Annotated in this window: 12 protein-coding genes; 3 read left to right on the top strand and 9 right to left on the bottom strand. The window is 41.6% G+C overall.

Annotated elements, in window-relative coordinates; translation table 11 throughout:
* Positions 1 to 104: 104 nt before the first annotated feature.
* The 7 genes from AB4153_RS05565 to AB4153_RS05535 all read right to left on the bottom strand — a co-directional run bounded on the left by AB4153_RS05565 (position 105) and on the right by AB4153_RS05535 (position 7,184).
* Positions 105 to 1,607, bottom strand: a complete 1,503-nt coding sequence (locus AB4153_RS05565; protein WP_371996638.1) for an alkaline phosphatase — start codon at positions 1,605 to 1,607, stop codon at positions 105 to 107.
* A gap of 76 nt (positions 1,608 to 1,683) precedes the next feature.
* Entirely contained in the window at positions 1,684 to 2,637 is a 954-nt protein-coding gene (gene gshB / locus AB4153_RS05560; protein ID WP_248956245.1) for a glutathione synthase, read from the bottom strand.
* 37 nt (positions 2,638 to 2,674) lie between these two features.
* The gene (rsmE, locus tag AB4153_RS05555) at positions 2,675 to 3,409 is read right to left on the bottom strand and encodes a 16S rRNA (uracil(1498)-N(3))-methyltransferase (RefSeq protein WP_229368525.1); all 735 of its coding nucleotides are present in this window, start codon (positions 3,407 to 3,409) and stop codon (positions 2,675 to 2,677) included.
* A 9-nt stretch (positions 3,410 to 3,418) separates the two neighbouring features.
* Positions 3,419 to 4,129, bottom strand: coding sequence for an endonuclease (locus AB4153_RS05550; RefSeq protein WP_371996718.1), 711 nt, complete (start codon positions 4,127 to 4,129; stop codon positions 3,419 to 3,421).
* Between the two features lie 167 nt (positions 4,130 to 4,296).
* Complete coding sequence (locus AB4153_RS05545; protein ID WP_102526569.1) at positions 4,297 to 4,881, bottom strand: SprT family zinc-dependent metalloprotease; 585 nt, start codon at positions 4,879 to 4,881, stop codon at positions 4,297 to 4,299.
* 163 nt (positions 4,882 to 5,044) lie between these two features.
* Positions 5,045 to 6,214, bottom strand: coding sequence for a hypothetical protein (locus AB4153_RS05540; protein ID WP_303514652.1), 1,170 nt, complete (start codon positions 6,212 to 6,214; stop codon positions 5,045 to 5,047).
* Between the two features lie 58 nt (positions 6,215 to 6,272).
* On the bottom strand, positions 6,273 to 7,184 hold the full coding sequence (locus AB4153_RS05535; RefSeq protein ID WP_371996637.1) for a LysR family transcriptional regulator: 912 nt from the start codon (positions 7,182 to 7,184) through the stop codon (positions 6,273 to 6,275).
* Positions 7,185 to 7,308: 124 nt separating this feature from the next.
* Between AB4153_RS05535 and AB4153_RS05530 the strand changes: the two genes are divergently transcribed.
* Complete coding sequence (locus AB4153_RS05530; protein ID WP_102526566.1) at positions 7,309 to 11,865, top strand: biotin carboxylase N-terminal domain-containing protein; 4,557 nt, start codon at positions 7,309 to 7,311, stop codon at positions 11,863 to 11,865.
* 453 nt (positions 11,866 to 12,318) lie between these two features.
* On the top strand, positions 12,319 to 14,403 hold the full coding sequence (fusA, locus tag AB4153_RS05525; protein WP_102526565.1) for an elongation factor G: 2,085 nt from the start codon (positions 12,319 to 12,321) through the stop codon (positions 14,401 to 14,403).
* A gap of 432 nt (positions 14,404 to 14,835) precedes the next feature.
* Here the strand turns inward: fusA and AB4153_RS05520 are convergent, their stop codons facing one another.
* Together AB4153_RS05520 and katG are read right to left on the bottom strand one after the other, a co-directional pair.
* Positions 14,836 to 15,306 carry a Dps family protein gene (locus AB4153_RS05520; protein ID WP_229368529.1) on the bottom strand — a complete coding sequence of 157 codons (471 nt, stop codon included), beginning with the start codon at positions 15,304 to 15,306 and terminating at the stop codon, positions 14,836 to 14,838.
* Positions 15,307 to 15,454: 148 nt separating this feature from the next.
* Positions 15,455 to 17,602: a catalase/peroxidase HPI gene (katG, locus tag AB4153_RS05515; protein WP_371996635.1), complete on the bottom strand. Its 2,148-nt coding sequence runs from the start codon at positions 17,600 to 17,602 to the stop codon at positions 15,455 to 15,457.
* 587 nt (positions 17,603 to 18,189) lie between these two features.
* Here katG and AB4153_RS05510 point away from each other — a divergent pair.
* The gene (locus tag AB4153_RS05510) at positions 18,190 to 18,657 is read left to right on the top strand and encodes a GNAT family N-acetyltransferase (protein ID WP_371996634.1); all 468 of its coding nucleotides are present in this window, start codon (positions 18,190 to 18,192) and stop codon (positions 18,655 to 18,657) included.
* The last annotated feature ends 25 nt before the right edge of the window (positions 18,658 to 18,682 follow it).

Genomic DNA, 18,682 nt, shown 5'->3' with positions numbered 1-18,682 from the left:
GCAAACATGTAAATGGTGAGCAAATAAAAAGAGCAACTCATCGATTTAATGGGTTGCTCTTAATGTCAGTACTAATTTGATTAAAAATCTAATTAAGTGCTTGTTTAGTTTGAGGTTTGCGGTAATAAACTCATCATTTTAGTTGCGATTTCAGTGTTATCTTGATGACCACTGAATAAACGCGAACCAGGCCCTGCAGCAAATACTTGTACATCTGATGCAGTATGTCCCACTGAAGTCCAGCCAGTGTTAGTACGTAAATCAATAATGGTCATGATTGACTTAGTCAGCTGCTTTTGACCTTGCATTCTCGCTGTATCTAAAGTGCTAAGTTCTTGCTCAGAAGCTTCGAAGCCGACAAATTTATTAAAACTGGCTTGCCAATCATCAGTGCCGATAAGCTGCTCTGCAATCTTGTTTGGTGAAGCGTTAATGTTATGCAGTATCTCTGGTTTCCAAGCATATTCACCATTAGCACCAATCGATAAACCCCCGGTATTATGATCGGCTGTAACGACCATTAGGGTATCTTGGCTTTCACGTACAAATTGCTCTACCACTTCAATTGCGTTAGCAAACTCGTCCATCTCGCCCATTGCAGTCGCAATGTCATTGGAGTGTCCTGCCCAATCAATCAGGCTGCCTTCAACAATTAACACAAAGCCTTGTTCATTTTGAGATAATAACTGCAAAGACTTTTTGGTTAATGTACTGAGTTTGTAGCCTTGCTTATCGTCAATGACCCAAGGCAATTGCACTTCAGCAAATAGACCAAGGACTTTAGGTTGAGAAATGTTTTCAAGCTCTGAAAATTCAGTAATGTGTTGGTAGCCTTTGTTAGTAAATTGCTTGAGTAAGCTATCAGAGAAATATTTTTGCCCGCCGCCCAATATGACATCTGCATCTGAATCTAAATAAGCTTCAGCAATTTCAACATAGTTTCTGCGGTGCTCATTATGTGCGAAAAATGCCGCAGGCGTGGCGTGGTTCACTTGGCTAGTGACGGCAAGGCCGGTTGATAAACCGCGCTCTTTTGCCATCTCCATTATCGATTTGAGAGGACGCTTCTCTACATCAACAGAAATCGCGCCATTATAGGTTTTAAAACCAGTGGCAAGTGCTGTGGCCGAAGCCGCTGAGTCGGTGACATAGCCACTTACAGAAGCTGGATAGGTACTTGCCATACCAACCAACAAACGGTCGAAGACTGTTTGTTCTATTTCTTCTGTTTCAGGGTTATCTTTGAAATAACGATAGGCCGTTGTATAAGCGGGTCCCATACCATCACCAATCATAATAACCATGTTTTTAGGTTTAGATGGTGCTGTTGATACTCTGACTTGTTTGCTGGCGATATTGGTAATAGGCGCCACGATATCAGCAGGTAATGTGGTTGGGTCGACTTCGTTATCTACTTTTTTCGCCGCATTGTCAGATGCTTTGATAATTGAAGTGTCCGATACACTAGAGACGTGCACTTGGATCTGTGATGCAGTTTGTTCAGCTTTAGTATCAGCTTTTGCTAGTAATTGTTCGTTAGCAAATGTGCTATTAGAAAAGCACAGGGTTATCCCGAGTATTAAGCTCAGTGTTGTTCTTATTAGCATGGTAAATCCTGAAAAACTATCGTGTTCAAAACTTAAAGCACCAGCCTATCAACAATGTTAATAGGCTGGATACAGATTAAGCTTGTTTATTAACTCGTACTTCAATGGCATCCATCAACATGCCAGTAATGTCGACATCAAATGCGGCTTCAATTTCTTTAATACAAGTGGGGCTAGTGACGTTAATTTCGGTGAGTTTGTCGCCAATCACGTCTAAACCGACAAAAATAAGCCCACGTTTTTTGAGCTCAGGACCTAATGTACGAGCGATATGGAAATCACTTTCTGATAAAGGTTGTGGTACACCGCTTCCGCCAGCTGCTAAGTTGCCGCGAGTTTCGCCTTTCATTGGAATACGCGCTAATGAATAAGGCACGGGTTCACCATCAACCACTAAAATGCGTTTATCACCTTGTTTAATTTCAGGGATAAAGCCTTGCGCCATCGCATAGCGTGTGCCGTGTTCGGTTAAGGTTTCTAAAATCACCCCAATATTCGGATCATCCTGTTTGACGCGAAAAATTGAAGCGCCGCCCATTCCATCAAGTGGCTTAAGAATGATATCGCCTTGTTCAGCTAAGAAATCACGGATACGTTTAGCATCGCGCGTGACAACGGCTTCTGGGGTAAATTCTGGGAACCAAGCAGTAAATAGCTTTTCATTAGCATCGCGAAGGCTTTGCGGCTTATTGACGATCAAAACGCCTTCTTCTTCAGCGCGTTCAAGCATATAAGTGGCATAGATAAATTCAGTATCAAAAGGCGGATCTTTACGCATTAAAATGACGTCTAAATCAGCAAGTGGTGTGTCGATGCTTTCACCTAATTCAAACCACTTGTCGGCGTTATCTTCAACTGTTAACGAACGCATATTGGCCATTGCCTTACCATTTACCATGGCAAGATCTTGCATTTCCATATAATACAGTTGGTAACCGCGTGACTGAGCAGCCATTAACATGGCAAAGCTAGAGTCTTTTTTAATGTTAATGTCGCTGATTGGATCCATTACTATGCCGAGCTTGATCATACTTTTATCCTTATTTTCTCAATGCTTATATCATTGATTAACCGATATCACCGAATCTTAGTTGCAAAGCGGTAATCGCAGTTAGTGAAGCTGTTTCTGTTCGTAACACTCGTGGGCCAAGTAATACGTCTGTAAAGAGGTGCGTTTCTGTCATGGCGATCTCTTCTTCTGATAGACCGCCTTCTGGGCCAATTAATAACCGCACTTTGTTATTTTTTAATGATAAACCATTAATACCATGTGCTGCCCGAGGGTGCAGGTTCAACTTTACTGCATCTGTTTGCTCTGCGCACCATTGGCTTAAAGTCATTGCAGGTCTGACTGTAGGCACAAAACTGCGCCCTGATTGTTCGCAGGCACTGATGACAATTTTTTGCCACTGATTGATTTTCTTTTCTAGGCGCTCGCCACTGAGTTTGACGCCGCATCGATCAGAAAACAGCGGTGTAATCGTGGTAACACCTAATTCAACTGATTTTTGAATGGTGAAGTCCATTCTGTCACCTCGAGAAATTACCTGACCTAAATGCAAATTCAGAGGTGATTCAGATTCGTTAGCTGTTTGTTCGATAATCTCAACGGTGACGTTTTTCTTATTCGCACTGACAATGGTTGCAAGATAATCATAGCCATCACCACAGAACAGGCTAATGTTGTCACCTTCATTCATGCGTAACACTCGGCCGATATGTGCAGCACCATCTTCGTCTAGTTTTACTTGCTGATTAACAGTAAGTTCATTGATAGGTTGATAAATTCTTGGGACGCGCATAGTAGATCCTTAATCAATGAGGCCGAGATTCTGACATTGTTTTAAGACAAAACTATTATGATTGCCTTGGTTTTTTGCAATAAGTTGATCCCGTAGACATTCTACTTGATCAACTGGATAAGTTTTATTCCATGCTTCAAATAAGCGTTTTTGGCTGGAAGAAATAGATAATCCATAGTCTTGTTGCATATAAAAATATGTTCGAGCAATGGCGCCGCGACTTTGCTTTGGCGGCTGAGCCTTACGACCTTTAAAGTCGACTACCATAGCACACTGGCCGTATTGAGTGGCTTGTCCATTCCATTCGCTAAATCGGTAGTTACTTCTATCGCCGTTCACTTCACCGACAGCAGGGGTTAGGTTGTGCAAGTCAGATTCCATTTTTTTAAATTGGCTACAGGTTCTGCCACAATTCTTACGCCCACCATCTTGCCAACATTGCAGCTGATGACCAAATTCCCACGCCGAGACCACATGTTCCCATTCAATTCTATTGGCTCTTGGGATTTGCTTACGGACTTGATAGCCGCAACTGTCTAAATCTGGTTTCCATTGTTTACCAACGACATTGATATCACAACCACAATAGAAGCTCGTCATAGGCAAAGAAGTACTATAAATTTTTTGAGCGACTTTTTTAGCACTTCTAAAACTAGTGGGGTGCTTTGCTGCTTGCGCGCTATAACTTGTGATAATGACAGCAAGAAAGATAAACAGCAGTGTTGGCAGTTGATATATTTTGTTTGTTTTATGGTACGACACAATAAACCCTAACTTCATTAATACGGCACAATTGATACGGGTTGGTATCAGTTGATATTTGCGAAGGATGGTAAGGGATTGGTACCTGTGATGCAATCAGATTAACTAATCAAATAAGCTATTTATTATGCTTTTGCTGCCAGCACTTGCGAGCAGTTTTTACAGCGATACTGGGTTTGATTGCGCAATACTTTATTGTGGCGTCTAATTGATAACTGCACTGGGCCACATGCACAATAATACTCGAACTGTTTACCTGCTACAGACTGGGTATTAAGTTGATGAGTGGTGTGTGCTGGGACGTTATAAACTTGGTGCATGATGCGCTGCCATTCAACGCCATGGGGCTTTACTCGCCCAAATAATTGATAACTTAACAGATGGCTAATTTCATGTGGCACGACTTGTTCAATAAATTCCGTACTGTTTTCTTCAAGTAACACAGGATTAAAGCGTAATTTATTCAGCTGTAAATGTGCTGTACCTGCACTTTTTCCTCTTAAGGTAAATTGAACAATGGGTCTTGGGAATTGACGCCCGAGAATTGCCTCTGCCTGTTGGTAATCAGCTTCAATCTTTTTAAGTACAGTTTGTTGAACTTCAGTTTTAGGTAGGCAGCTTTTAGCTATAGAGCGGGTATGGGATGAACCCACACTGCTTGCTTTGGTAGAAGAGAGCTTTGTTGGGCGACTAAACAAGGTTTTGAACATAGAAGCTGGCTTGTACCTGACTCAAATAATCGTGGTTCATGAATGTATAATCACAATACATTGTTATGGAGAGTTGGTACCCAACAATGGTGATATCAGTGAGTATATCTTGTGGAGCTGGATTGCTGCAATCCGGTTGCAGCAAATCCATTTATAGCATTGATTATTCAGCTGCTGCCAGTTTTACCATTTCAACGATTTGCTCAACGATAGCCCATTCAGTATCTGCATCATAGCCGCTGACTCTCGGGGTATGAATGTGACCTACTGGAATATCACGGTTAAATTGTTGTTTGAGTAAGATACTGCGGTATGAAATCTCATTTGATAAATAACCACCACCTGAACCTTCTACCGAGGTTTCATTTGCCAATTCATAAATTGATTTCGCATCAAACTGTCCACGGCTGATAGTAGTGACTTGATGATTATCATTCACCTGCCATTGGCCTTCTGCTTTTTGCATGGCGCTTACAGGTAAGGAAAACTCAACAAACTCTGGACCATTTAATGTGCCACCATTAAAAAACGGCGCTTTAGGTGCTGCTTTGTTCGCGCCAGTATAAACATTTAAGTTATCTGGGGCTGCTGCACTTCTGCCGCGAGCCGGAAAGCGTTCAATATCAAAGTCATCGCGTCCCATACTCACAGTGAAAATCATATCGATGCTGTTATCGCGATACATTGGTGTGAGTAATGATTCGATAATGCCGTTATCAAAGTCGGCAAATCTGACTGGGATCATCACGGTTTCAATTTGTGCTTGCTGTCCATTAACATCAAACGTCATACCGTCGAGTGCTAATGCTGTTAAGCCTGATGGATTGCTTTGGGTGATGTCTTTATCTAAAAAGAAAGGATCAAAACCTGTCAGTAAAATTTTGATGCGAGTTTCTGGTTTAAAGTGAATATCGCTTAAACCACGAGAAGACTTTTCAAATGCCTTAACAAGAATGTCTCGTTGCCAAGGGACGATGTTATAGCCTGCATCAGCGGTTTTTAAGGTTTGGCGCATTGCCAATCGGCTCCAGTAAAGCGCGCGGTCATCGTAGTTGCCCGCTTTTACATCTGCGACAGCTTGTTGCCATAATTTTGTACCTTGCGAGGCAACCATTTGGGTAATGGCTAACTCATCTGTTGAGGCACTAAGCTGGCTATCTAATTGACTATTTAAATTATCAAAACGGTTCGCCACATCCGCCATAACATCCATCACTTTAGGTAAACGTAATTCTTCAACGTCTAGGTTTGCGGCATCATTTTTGGCACAACTGGCTGCTGACGTTAACAGTGCTGCAGCAATTAAGGTGCTGATAATTAAGGGCTTGAACATGGCTATTCCTTTAGGATGTCTTTTCGTTGTTATGGTTTAATTTACCACGGCTTTCATACTAATTCATTATTGATTGCAAAGACTCTTGGCTACTATATCGTTTGGCAAAAAAGTCTAGAAAGGCACTAATATTATTGGCTAATTGCTTACGGCTTGAATAGACGCCATAAACTTTAAATGATTCCATTGGCCATTCTTGTAATATCGGCACTAGGCTGCCTGCAGCAAGCTCTTGCTTACAACTGTTATTTGATAACATCGCAATGCCAAAGTCATCTTGTGCTAAGCGTTTGACCATACTGGCACTGTTCACTCTCACTTTACGTTGAAAGCTTGCCATGGTCTTGCGACTACCTTTACCCACAGGCCAAATTGGCGCGGATAAACTGGTGCCTAATAATATGCCGCTGTGTTGTGCCAACTCTTGTGGGGTAGCAGGGGTGCCTGATTTTTTGAGATATCCGGGACTTGCGACTAAAATAGGTTGACGTTCAAATAACAGTTTAGCCACTAAGTCAGAAGATTCTAGTGGACCATATTTAATGGCGATGTCATATCCTTCACCGACTAAGCCAACATTACTGTCGGTAAATTGAACGTCCAGTTCGATATTAGGATAAAGGCGCATAAAGCTACTGCATAAGTTAGCGATCACTTCTTGGGAGAATGAGACTGGTATGGCCACTCGTAGTGAACCTGAGATATCATTATGGGTATTTTCAATAATGGCTTTGGCAGCATCGATTTCTTGACTGATAGAATCACAGTGTTGAAAGAATAACGAACCGACTTGAGTGAGACTTAAATTACGGGTGTCACGTTGCAGTAACCGCACGCCTAGCTGCTCTTCTAGCTGAGCAACCTTGCGACTAATGGTTGATTTTGGTTGTCCGATGTCTCGGGCTGCTTGGGAAAAACCTTTTGCTCTAACTACTGCTGCAAACAGCATCATACCGTTTAAATCAGGCACCTTAGCCTCACTGTCTCAAAAATGGAACAAAGCGTCTCCGATAGTTTAATGGTAATTTGACAGGGAACAAAGTTATATTTACCGTCTAAAAATTTTAGAGGCTATATAAGCAGAGGATCTTTTGATGACTAGCAAAAAGCAGCCCGTAAACAAGACAACAGCTCAAGCGGCTGATCCGCTATTTTTACAAGCGGAACATTTAGCTAAAGATTTTTCATTATTTCCTGCTCATAGCAAGCAATCTTTGGCCGAAGAAATTAAAGGATTGTTATCTGAAGATGCAATTCAATCAAACTTAAAAGAGTTAGCGACATTAGATGTCGATACCTACGTGACGAAAGTCATTCAGCCAACTCAAGATAAGAATCGCCCAAGTGCAAAGCGTGTTATTGCTGATCTTAAAGGTAAGATGATTAGCGAAACTCACCTTGGTGCATTCTACAGTGCGGAAATCGAATTAAACTTTGGTTCTCGTACTCGTCGTGTTGGTTTTATTGCCCAAGAAAGAACTACGGGTAATGGCGCTTGGATGCCAGAACATCACTTAGCTGCATGTAAAGCTATTCGTCACTTCTCTGAACTATCAATGCCAATCGTTTATTTAATTGATACTCCAGGTGCCGATGCGGGTGAAGTCGCTAACAGCCAAAACCAAGCTCACACAATTTCTAAAGCGATTGCTGAAAGTGCTAACGTTGACGTGCCTACCGTCGGTATTGTTATCGGCGCAGGTTACTCAGGTGGCGCAATTCCATTAGCTGCAGCGAACATCTTACTTTCACTACGTGATGGTATTTTCAATACTATTCAGCCTCAAGGTTTGCAATCAATTGCACGTAAGTACAACTTATCTTGGCAAGAATGTGCTAAATCAGTGGGTGTTTCGCCTGAAGAGTTACTTACTGCTGGTTGTATTGATGGAATCGTAGATTTCTCTCCTTACGATAAAGATGAGCGTCAGCATAATCTTCGCCGCGCTATTATCAGTAGTATTGAAGCTGTTGAGACTGCTGCAATTAATTTCGTACGTGAATCAGCCGATTTACGTGAACATTACGACCGTAGTTTGTCGCGTTACTTAGACCCATCTAAGAATCTTGTAGCGCTTGAAAACAACCAAGGTTTAGCTGTCGCTAGTAGCCCTACAATGCACCACAATCTATTTGGTAGTGCATACCGTTATTTACGTTACCTGACACTGCGTAGCCGTATTCATTCAATTTCTGTTGAACAGTACGGTCGTTTATCAAAAGTGAGTGTGCCAGAAGGGGACTTACTTGAACGTATCCAGCAAGAGCAAGACAGTGTCTTCCAAGCTTGGTTATCAACACCTGATAAGCTGGTTTACGATGAAGAATTGAATAAGCTTTGGGGCACGTTCGATAGTAAGCGTAATGAAATCTCTACTGAGCGTAACGTGATTACACGTTTCATTTTAGGTGAACCAAAAGAGAACTATAAAAAAGCCCGTAAAGCATTATTGTTCAACATTGGTTGGTCTTTATATCATCGCTGGAAGAGTAACGCAGCTAACAACTTTAAGGGATTAATTAAACACCTTGAGTCATTACCTGCATCTAAAACGCAAGCACCTTGGCCAGAATTAAACCAGTTAACAGTACTGGATATTGTAGTTAACGATGAGCTGCGTGAAGATTTCATTTGGCAATGTCATAACGTACTTATCTTTAATGCGTTATACGACAATGTGGTTCAGAACTTAGCGTCGATTTCGAAAGAAGCGATGATGTCTAAGAGTCTTTCTCGTGAGTCAGTTGATAAGCTACTACATACCTCTATCGATATTGCACTCTCAAAAAATGATGACGCAAACGATAAAGCTAAGTTCTATAAATGGCTTAAATTCTTCATGGACCAATCTAACCGTGCAGAATTACTGACACGTGTAGAGCAATGGAAGAGTGTTGGTAACCCACAATTAAACGACAGCTTATTCGTTATCTTGACCTATTTCTTTGAGCGTTTATTACCTGAATACTTTGACAGTGAAGAAGACCAAAGCAAGTACACAGGTGCAATTAACCCTGTGCGTATTGGTCGTCGTAAAGATTTCTGGAACCGCCTCACCATGGGCTATCAAGATCTATTAATCCAAAAAGTACTTCGCGACGAAAAGCGCCAAGGAAAAATGGGTTGGGAGAATGTTATAGGTAAGTTCTTCACTGAATTTGAAGAGTTAAATGGCGACAAAATGTCGGCTAACTTACTTAACTTCCCAGGTTTCCGTTTATCAATTGAAGATGCATTAGACAAAGGCATTCGCCCATGTGGTTTGATTACCGGTGTCGCTGACTTTGAGCATGGTGATAACAAACATCGCGTTGGTGTTGCCGTATCAAATATTGCTTTCCAAGCGGGTGCATTCGATATGGCCAGTGCTGAAAAATTCAGCGCGCTATTGATTGAATGTGCTAAGCGTAAATTGCCAGTGGTGTGCTTCATCAGTTCTGGTGGTATGCAAACCAAAGAAGGTGCAGCTGCACTATTCTCAATGGCTGTGGTTAATGACCGTATCACGCGTTTTGTCCGTGATAACGAATTACCAGTATTGATGTTCGGTTTTGGTGATTGTACCGGTGGTGCACAAGCAAGTTTTGTTACCCATCCATTAGTGCAAACTTATTACCTATCTGGCACCAACATGCCATTTGCTGGCCAAATGGTAGTACCTGCTTACTTACCGTCTACAGCAACGCTATCGAACTATTTGTCGAAAGTACCTGGTGCAATGACTGGTTTGGTTCACAATCCGTTCAGCGATACGTTAGATAGCCATTTATCAAGCATTGACCCATTAATGCCGCTACCTAATTTACATGCCAATGAAATCATTGCTAAAGCACTATCAAGCTTAGTGCCTGAAGTGAAAGCAATAGAAGAGAAGATTGTTCAAGACGACCCTCGTGAGCTAATGAAGCCTATCGATAAGGTCTTAGTACATGCTCGTGGCTGTACAGCGGTTAAACTGATCCGCAAAGCACACGATAACAAGATTAACGTCGTACTTGTGGCATCAGATCCAGATATGACTTCAGTCCCAGCAGATATGCTTAAGGTGAACGATAAGCTTGTTTGTATTGGTGGTAATACATCTGACGAAAGTTACTTGAATGCATACTCTGTATTGAAAGTTGCTGATTACGAAAACGTTGATGCGCTTCACCCAGGTATTGGTTTCTTATCAGAAAGCCCACAGTTTGCGGCTCTATGTGTTAACAATGGCGTTAACTTTGTTGGTCCAAGTGTGCATTCAATGACGACGATGGGTAACAAATCAAATGCGATTAAGACTTCACAGGACCAAAATGTACCGGTAGTACCTGGTTCACACGGTATTTTGACTAACGCTGAGCAAGCGGTGAACGTTGCACTTGAAATTGGTTACCCAGTGTTGCTTAAAGCGGTACAAGGTGGTGGCGGTAAAGGTATTCAGGTTGTCACTAAGCCTGAAGACATGATTGGTTTATTCCAAAAGACCTCTACAGAAGCCGCAGCAGCCTTTGGTAATGGCGATTTATATTTAGAGAAGTATGTAACGTCTCTGCGTCACATCGAAGTTCAGTTATTACGTGATAAATTTGGTAACACCAAAGTATTGGGTATTCGTGACTGTTCAGTGCAACGCAACAACCAGAAAGTGATTGAAGAGTCTGGTTCTACTATGTTGCCTGAAGAGCTGAAACAACGTGTACTTGAATATACTCGTGCTTTAGGTGATGCGACTGATTACATGGGCGCAGGTACGGTTGAATTCATTTACAACCTTGATGCTAACGAAGTGTATTTCATGGAAATGAATACCCGTCTTCAGGTAGAGCATCCAGTAACGGAAGCGACATCAGGAATCGATATTGTAAGTGCACAGTTTGATATTGCTGCGGGCCGTTCAATTGAAGATCTACAACCTGTTGATCAAGGTTACGCCATGGAAGTGCGCGTAACAGCTGAAAAAGCAGCACTTGATAGTGAAGGTGTACTGCAGTTATTACCTAACCCAGGAATGATCACTGAATGCGTTATGCCTGAACGTGATGACATTGAAATCATTTCTATTGCTGAGACTGGCAAAGAAGTATCGCCGTACTACGATAGCTTAATTGCACAAATCATTATTCGCGGCGAATCACGTGAAGATGTTGTCACTAAGATGTCTGAGTATCTTGATAATGTCGTGATTAAAGGTATCGCAACCAATATTCCATTATTGAAGCTGATTCTTAAAGATGCGACGTTTAATGAAGGTGTTTACGATACAAACTACTTGCCGCGCTTAATGGCTGAGTTAGATGTGCCTGCACTAGTTGCTGAAATGGAAGCCGCTGCTGAAACGGTCGGTTTAGATACTGAATCACTGCGCGTTGCTGAAAGTAATGAGCTTAAAGTATTGGCACAAGGTGCAGGTATCTTCTATACCTCACCAGCACCAGGTGAGCCAGACTTTGTTAAAGAAGGTGACATTGTTACTGTGGATCAGAATTTAGCGCTGACAGAAGCGATGAAGATGTTCTCGCAAGTAACTCTAGCTGGATTTAACCGTCAAAACGCTGTGCTGTACCCTGAAAATCAGAAATACCGAATTGAGCGTATTCTGAATGGTAATGGCCAGCAGGTTTCTCAAGGCGATTTACTGTTTGTTATTTTACCTATTGATGGTGAGTAACAATCAATTAGCGTGATAGCAATGCTATTACGCTAACAAAATTGCTTAATTAAATCCTCAGTTGAAAAACTGGGGATTTTTTATCGCTATGCAAGATTGAACTCGACACAAATTAACGTAATTAAGATTGAATGAATTGATATAAATTCGCTTTTTTGTTGCCGATTGCAGAAAAAATGTCTTACTCAACCTATTCGTCATAAAAAATACACGATTTGGGTCTGAAAAACTAAGTTGTTTGAAAAATAAACAATAACTTTTATTTTATTGTTTTATTTAGGAATAATGAAATTAAAGGCAATTTTTTTTTGCAAAATGTGATAAATTTTGCAAGTCCTATTTGCGCATTTGAAGGTTCCCACTTACAATATGCGCCTAAAATAACCAGATGTGCGGTGTGTTAAGCTTTTTTCATACTCCGTGTACCTCTTAACTAATCATTAAAGTTGAATCATGACCGAATTATCCAAATACAGAAACATTGGTATCTTCGCTCACGTTGACGCGGGTAAAACCACGACCACCGAGCGTATCCTTAAGCTAACCGGTAAGATCCACAAGATCGGTGAAGTGCATGATGGTGAATCTACTACTGACTTCATGGAACAGGAAGCTGAGCGCGGTATTACCATTCAGTCAGCAGCAGTAAGCTGTTTCTGGAATGACCACCGTTTTAACGTTATCGACACTCCAGGCCACGTTGACTTCACTGTTGAAGTATATCGTTCGCTTAAAGTTCTTGATGGTGGTGTTGGTGTATTCTGTGGTTCTGGTGGTGTTGAGCCTCAGTCAGAAACTAACTGGCGCTATGCTAACGAATCAGAAGTAGCTCGTATCATCTTCGTAAACAAATTAGACCGTATGGGTGCTGATTTCTTACGCGTTGTTAAGCAAACTCAAGATGTTCTTGCAGCTAACCCATTAGTTATGGTTTTACCGATTGGTATCGAAGATGAGTTTACAGGTGTTGTTGACCTATTAACTCGTAAAGCTTGGATATGGGATGAAACTGGTGAAGCTGAAAACTACAAGATCGAAGACGTTCCAGCTGATATGGTTGACATGGTAGAAGAATACCGTGAAATGCTAATCGAAACTGCTGTTGAGCAAGACGACGATCTAATGGAAGCTTACATGGAAGGCGAAGAGCCTGCTATGGAAGACATTAAGCGTTGTATCCGTAAGGGTACTCGTACAATGGCATTCTTCCCAACATACTGTGGTTCTGCGTTCAAGAACAAAGGTATGCAGCTTCTTCTTGATGCTGTTGTTGACTACCTACCTGATCCAGTTGAAGTTGATCCTCAGCCTCTTACTGATGAAGAAGGTAACGAAACAGGCGAGCACGCTTTAGTTTCAGTTGACGAGCCATTCAAAGCTTTAGCATTCAAAATCATGGATGACCGTTTTGGTGCACTAACTTTCGTACGTATCTACTCAGGTAAGATCAAGAAAGGTGACACCATCCTTAACTCGTTTACAGGTAAAACTGAACGTGTTGGTCGTATGGTTGAGATGCAAGCTGATGAGCGTAACGAATTAGATTCAGCGCAAGCTGGTGATATTATCGCTATCGTTGGTATGAAGAATGTTCAAACTGGTCACACTTTATGTGATGTTAAACATCCTTGTACTCTTGAAGCAATGGTATTCCCAGAGCCAGTTATCTCTATCGCTGTAGCACCTAAAGATAAAGGTGGTTCAGAGAAAATGGGTATCGCTATCGGTAAAATGATTGCAGAAGATCCATCTTTCCGCGTAGAAACTGATGAAGATTCAGGCGAAACCATCCTTAAAGGTATGGGTGAGCTTCACTTAGACATTAAAGTAGACATCCTTAAGCGTACTTACGGTGTTGACTTAATCGTTGGTGAACCTCAAGTTGCTTACCGTGAAACTATTACTCGTGAAATCGAAGATAGCTACACGCATAAGAAACAGTCTGGTGGTTCTGGTCAGTTTGGTAAAATTGACTACATCATCCGTCCAGGTGAGCAAAACACTGGTTTCACTTTCAGCTCTAAAGTTGTTGGTGGTAACGTACCGAAAGAATTCTGGCCTGCAGTTGAGAAAGGTTTCGCATCATTGATGGGAACTGGTACTGTTGCTGGTTTCCCAGTATTAGATGTTGAATTAGAACTTTTAGATGGTGCTTTCCACGCAGTTGATTCGTCAGCTATCGCGTTCGAAATTGCTGCTAAAGGCGCATTCCGTCAGTCTATGCCTAAAGCCGGTGCACAACTTCTTGAGCCTATCATGAACGTTGATGTATTCAGCCCAGATGATAACGTCGGTGACGTTATTGGTGACCTTAACCGTCGCCGTGGTATGATCAAAGACCAAATGGCTGGTGTTACTGGTGTTCGTATTAAAGCTGACGTACCGTTATCAGAAATGTTCGGTTACATCGGTTCACTACGTACTATGACATCAGGTCGTGGCCAATTCTCTATGGAATTCGCTCACTACTCACCATGTCCAAACAGTGTTTCTGAAAAAGTAATTGCTGAAGTTAAAGAACGTGAAGCTAATAAGTAATTATTAACTAAACTCTTTAATTAAAAAACCGCTGCCTTTGCAGCGGTTTTTTTATGGGTCATTTTCAAGCTTAGGTTCAAATAAGTACTTAACTTTATATTAAATAAGAAGGTGAGAGAATAAATTAACTTCATTTATATATTCTTTAGAATCATGCCTTTCGACAAAAGTCATTAATAGACAATGTCAGCATTTAGTAGAAAACTGCGGTTGCTAACTTGAATCGTCTATTCTGAAATCAGTTATTGCAAGCTGTAGTTTAAGAGCATTGAGATAGGGCTTTAATCACTGTGTTGACTGTGTTGACTGTGTTGACTGTGTTGACTGTGTTGACTGCAGGCAGGTGCAGGTGTTGATAATGAAACTGTGCCAATATAATAATTAGCACAGCTCCATTTCTCTGCAGAGAGTAAGTATTAAAATAAGGGTTTATTACTTAACAGTTGCTCTTAACATCCAAGCTGTTTTTTCATGGATCCCCATTCTATCTGACACCAGTGAAGCCGTTGATTCATCATCAGCCTCTTGGGCTATTTTTAACACGCTTCGCGCCGTTTTTATCACTTGCTCATGGCCTTTTGTCAGTAGCTTAACCATTTCTATTGATGTAGGTACACCATCAACTTCAATAATTGAACTGAGTTCGGCAAACTCTTTATAAGTACCTGGAGCAGGTTCATCAAGCGTACGAATACGTTCTGCTATGTCGTCGACTGCAGTTGCCAGTTCGGTATAGTGCTCCTCGAACATTAAGTGTAATTCGCGAAATTGCAGGCCTGTTACATTCCAATGGAAATTATGAGTTTGTAAATATAAGGTGTAAGAGTCAGCAAGCAATCGCTTTAGACCATATGCAATCTCTGCTCTGTTTTCTTTACTAATGCCAATATCAATATCTGTCATAACTCATTCCTCGTATCTGATATTTGTAAGCTGTTACACCTTAAGTGTTACTTGAGGTGTAAAAATTAATATGTTTAAAAGTCGTCCTGCGGGTGAGTAGGCGTGCTACTCACCACAGGCTAGTTTGGTGTTAAGCGGTTAGCTTTGTTTAAAACCTGTCAGCATTCATTAATTTCACCCATGTTGCGACGAAGTCGTTTACAAACTTTTCTTTGTTGTCATCTTGTGCGTATAACTCGGCATAAGCACGTAAAATAGAGTTTGAGCCGAAGACAAGATCAACGCGAGTGGCAGTCCACTTTAGCTGGTCAGTTTGACGGTCGACAATGTCATATAGGTTCTTTGCAGCTGGTTTCCAGCTGTACTTCATATCGGTCAGATTAACGAAGAAGTCGTTGGTCAATGCGCCTTCGTTATCAGTAAAGACTCCGTGTTTAGTACCGCCATAGTTTGTACCAATAACACGCATACCACCGACGAGTAATGTCATTTCACATGCAGTTAGTCCCATGAGTTGAGAACGATCTAACAAGAGTTCTTCAGCACTGACCACATAGTCTTTTTTCAGCCAGTTTCTAAAGCCATCATGAAGTGGCTCAAGTACGTCAAAAGAAGCTGCATCTGTCATTGCATCTGTAGCATCGCCGCGTCCAGCAGAGAATGGTACAACAATATCGACACCTGCTTTTTTGGCAGCAGCTTCAATGCCCGCATTACCACCTAATACAATAACGTCTGCAATACTGGCACCTGTTTGATTAGCAATATCTTCATAGACAGAAAGCACTTTAGCTAAACGCTCTGGTTCGTTACCTTGCCAGTCTTTATTCGGTGCTAGACGAATGCGTGCTCCATTGGCGCCGCCTCGCTTGTCAGAACCACGGAACGTTCTAGCGCTGTCCCAAGCTGTGGTTACCATCTCGTTAGTGCTGAGTCCTGATGCTATGATCTTGTCTTTAACTGATTGAATATCATAATCAGTTGCACCAGCAGGAACTGGATCTTGCCAAATTAAATCTTCTTGCGGTGCATCAGGTCCGATATAGCGAGCTTTAGGTCCCAAGTCTCGGTGAGTCAATTTAAACCACGCACGAGCAAAGACTTCTGAGAAATAGGCTGGATCTTGATAAAATCGCTCAGATATTTTTCGATACTCAGGATCTACCTTCATGGCCATATCGGCATCGGTCATGATCGGGTTGTATCGGGTTGTTAGATCTTCAACATCGACAGGTTTATCTTCTTCTTTGATATCGATAGGTTCCCACTGCCATGCCCCAGCGGGACTTTTTTGTAGTTGCCACTCATGGTTTAGCAATAGTTGGAAGTAACCGTTATCCCACTTTGTTGGGTGGGTTGTCCAAGCACCTTCAATACCACTTGATACGGTATTTCGGCCAATACCTCGTTTAGTCTTGTTTAACCAACCAAAGCCCTGGTCTTCTATTTCAGCGCCTTCTGGATCAGCTTCTAATAAATTAGCATCACCGTTACCGTGGCACTTACCTACCGTGTGTCCGCCCGCAGTAAGAGCAACAGTTTCTTCATCATTCATTGCCATACGTTCAAATGTTACTCGAACGTCCTGGGCTGTTTTGAGGGGATCTGGTTTCCCATCTACGCCTTCAGGATTAACATAAATCAATCCCATCATGACGGCAGCAAGGGGGTTATCTAAATCACGTTCTCCAGAATAACGACTGCCTTCACCGCCACTTGGTGCAAGCCATTCTTTTTCTGAGCCCCAATAAATGTCTTTTTCTGGATGCCAAATGTCTTCTCGTCCAAATGCGAATCCGAAGGTTTTCAAACCCATTGATTCATAGGCAATAGTGCCGGCATAAGCGATTAAATCTGCCCAACTGAGCTTATTGCCGTATTTTTTCTTTATTGGCCAAAGTAGGCGTCTTGCTTTATCTAGGTTAACGTTGTCAGGCCAAGAATTAAGTGGCGCGAATCGTTGATTCCCCGTGCTAGCACCACCTCGGCCATCTGCAACTCGATAAGTCCCTGCAGCATGCCAAGTCATGCGTATCATCAAACCACCATAGTGGCCCCAATCAGCAGGCCACCACGCTTGGCTATCAGTCATGAGAGCATGTAAGTCATTTTTGAGGGAAGATACATCCAGTGTTTTAACTATTTCTCGATAGTTAACATCATTAGTAAGTGGGTTAGTCTTACTATCGTGCTGATGTAATATGTCGAGGTTCAGGGCTTTAGGCCACCACTCCATATTGGACATACCGCTTTCAGTTGCGCCGCCGTGCATTACTGGGCATTTACCTTTAGTCATCGGTTAATCTCCTTCATCCATAAAATAATGTGCAAACCATTCTCAAACTTAATATTTACAGTATTGAGTATTTCTGTGTTGTTTTAAAATTGATTAAACAAATCAGCGTAATCGCTTTATTCTGGTATTGCTTAATTAGGAAAAATTAAATTGCTGCTAACTCGTTACAATTAATGAAACAGCGTAAGTGTGCTATGAGCGTGACGTCTTCTAATAAAAAGCCATTGATTAGTACGTTTGCTTACTCAATAAGCGATCTATTTCTACAAAGATTGATATCCGGTTGTCGTATTGATTATGTCTTTGGCTTTTGATGCTACTTCAATTTTGAAAGCTGACTTGTGACGTTGATCTAACTTTATTTGCCTGTTTTATGAACACTCATTTTAGGTCAAGTATTGTAAATTTGATGTTTTTATCAACAACGAGGTGATAGAGGGAGTTAAGGTTTACTCTTTGATTTGTGTGGAAACTGAATGTAGGTTGGAAAAAATAAGCCTAGAGCTAGATATCGTTTGGGCGTTTGTCTGTCGAGAAAAGATCGGGTTCAATCATATAAGTAAAAACACAAGTATCAAGGTAGGCTCATGATTAACGTAAGGCGTTTTACCATAAGCGACATAAAGCCTTTGTGGCAGCTAAAGCTTAATACCATCCATAATGTTAATAGCCAGCACTATTCGTTAGCTGAGGTAACGGCATGGGCGCCTCATGAATACAATGAAAGTGCTTGGGTACAAAGAGTGACAAAAATTAATCCGTTTGTGGCTGAAGTTAATGGTGTTATCGCAGGTTTTGCCGATCTTCAAGATGACGGTTATATCGATCACTTTTACTGCAGCGCAGATTTTCAAAGGCAAGGTGTGGGTGATGCATTAATGCAAGCGATCTTCAACAAGGCTGCAAAGTTAACGCTTAATAGTTTGTATGCTGAAGTGAGTATTACCGCAAAACCATTTTTCAGCCGCTATGGTTTTGTGGAAGAAGAGGCCCAAAGTGTGGCGGTAAGAGATCAGAAAATTAATAATTTTGTGATGCGTAAATTACTTGGCTGATGCTTGAAGCAAGAAGCAAGAAGCA

The sequence above is a fragment of the Shewanella sp. 10N.286.52.E4 genome (assembly GCF_041468785.1).
Lineage (GTDB): Bacteria > Pseudomonadota > Gammaproteobacteria > Enterobacterales > Shewanellaceae > Shewanella > Shewanella electrodiphila.
The sequence above is the reverse complement of the archived record's forward strand: the minus strand, read 5'-3'. Positions and strand labels throughout refer to the sequence as shown.

Coding starts and splice junctions, on each gene's coding strand:
- rsmE (WP_229368525.1), bottom strand. CDS start 3,409: ATGCGCGTCCCAAGAATTTATCAACCTATCAATGAACTTACTGTTAAT.
- AB4153_RS05565 (WP_371996638.1), bottom strand. CDS start 1,607: ATGCTAATAAGAACAACACTGAGCTTAATACTCGGGATAACCCTGTGC.
- AB4153_RS05520 (WP_229368529.1), bottom strand. CDS start 15,306: ATGACAGATATTGATATTGGCATTAGTAAAGAAAACAGAGCAGAGATT.
- AB4153_RS05545 (WP_102526569.1), bottom strand. CDS start 4,881: ATGTTCAAAACCTTGTTTAGTCGCCCAACAAAGCTCTCTTCTACCAAA.
- katG (WP_371996635.1), bottom strand. CDS start 17,602: ATGACTAAAGGTAAATGCCCAGTAATGCACGGCGGCGCAACTGAAAGC.
- fusA (WP_102526565.1), top strand. CDS start 12,319: ATGACCGAATTATCCAAATACAGAAACATTGGTATCTTCGCTCACGTT.
- AB4153_RS05540 (WP_303514652.1), bottom strand. CDS start 6,214: ATGTTCAAGCCCTTAATTATCAGCACCTTAATTGCTGCAGCACTGTTA.
- gshB (WP_248956245.1), bottom strand. CDS start 2,637: ATGATCAAGCTCGGCATAGTAATGGATCCAATCAGCGACATTAACATT.
- AB4153_RS05510 (WP_371996634.1), top strand. CDS start 18,190: ATGATTAACGTAAGGCGTTTTACCATAAGCGACATAAAGCCTTTGTGG.
- AB4153_RS05530 (WP_102526566.1), top strand. CDS start 7,309: ATGACTAGCAAAAAGCAGCCCGTAAACAAGACAACAGCTCAAGCGGCT.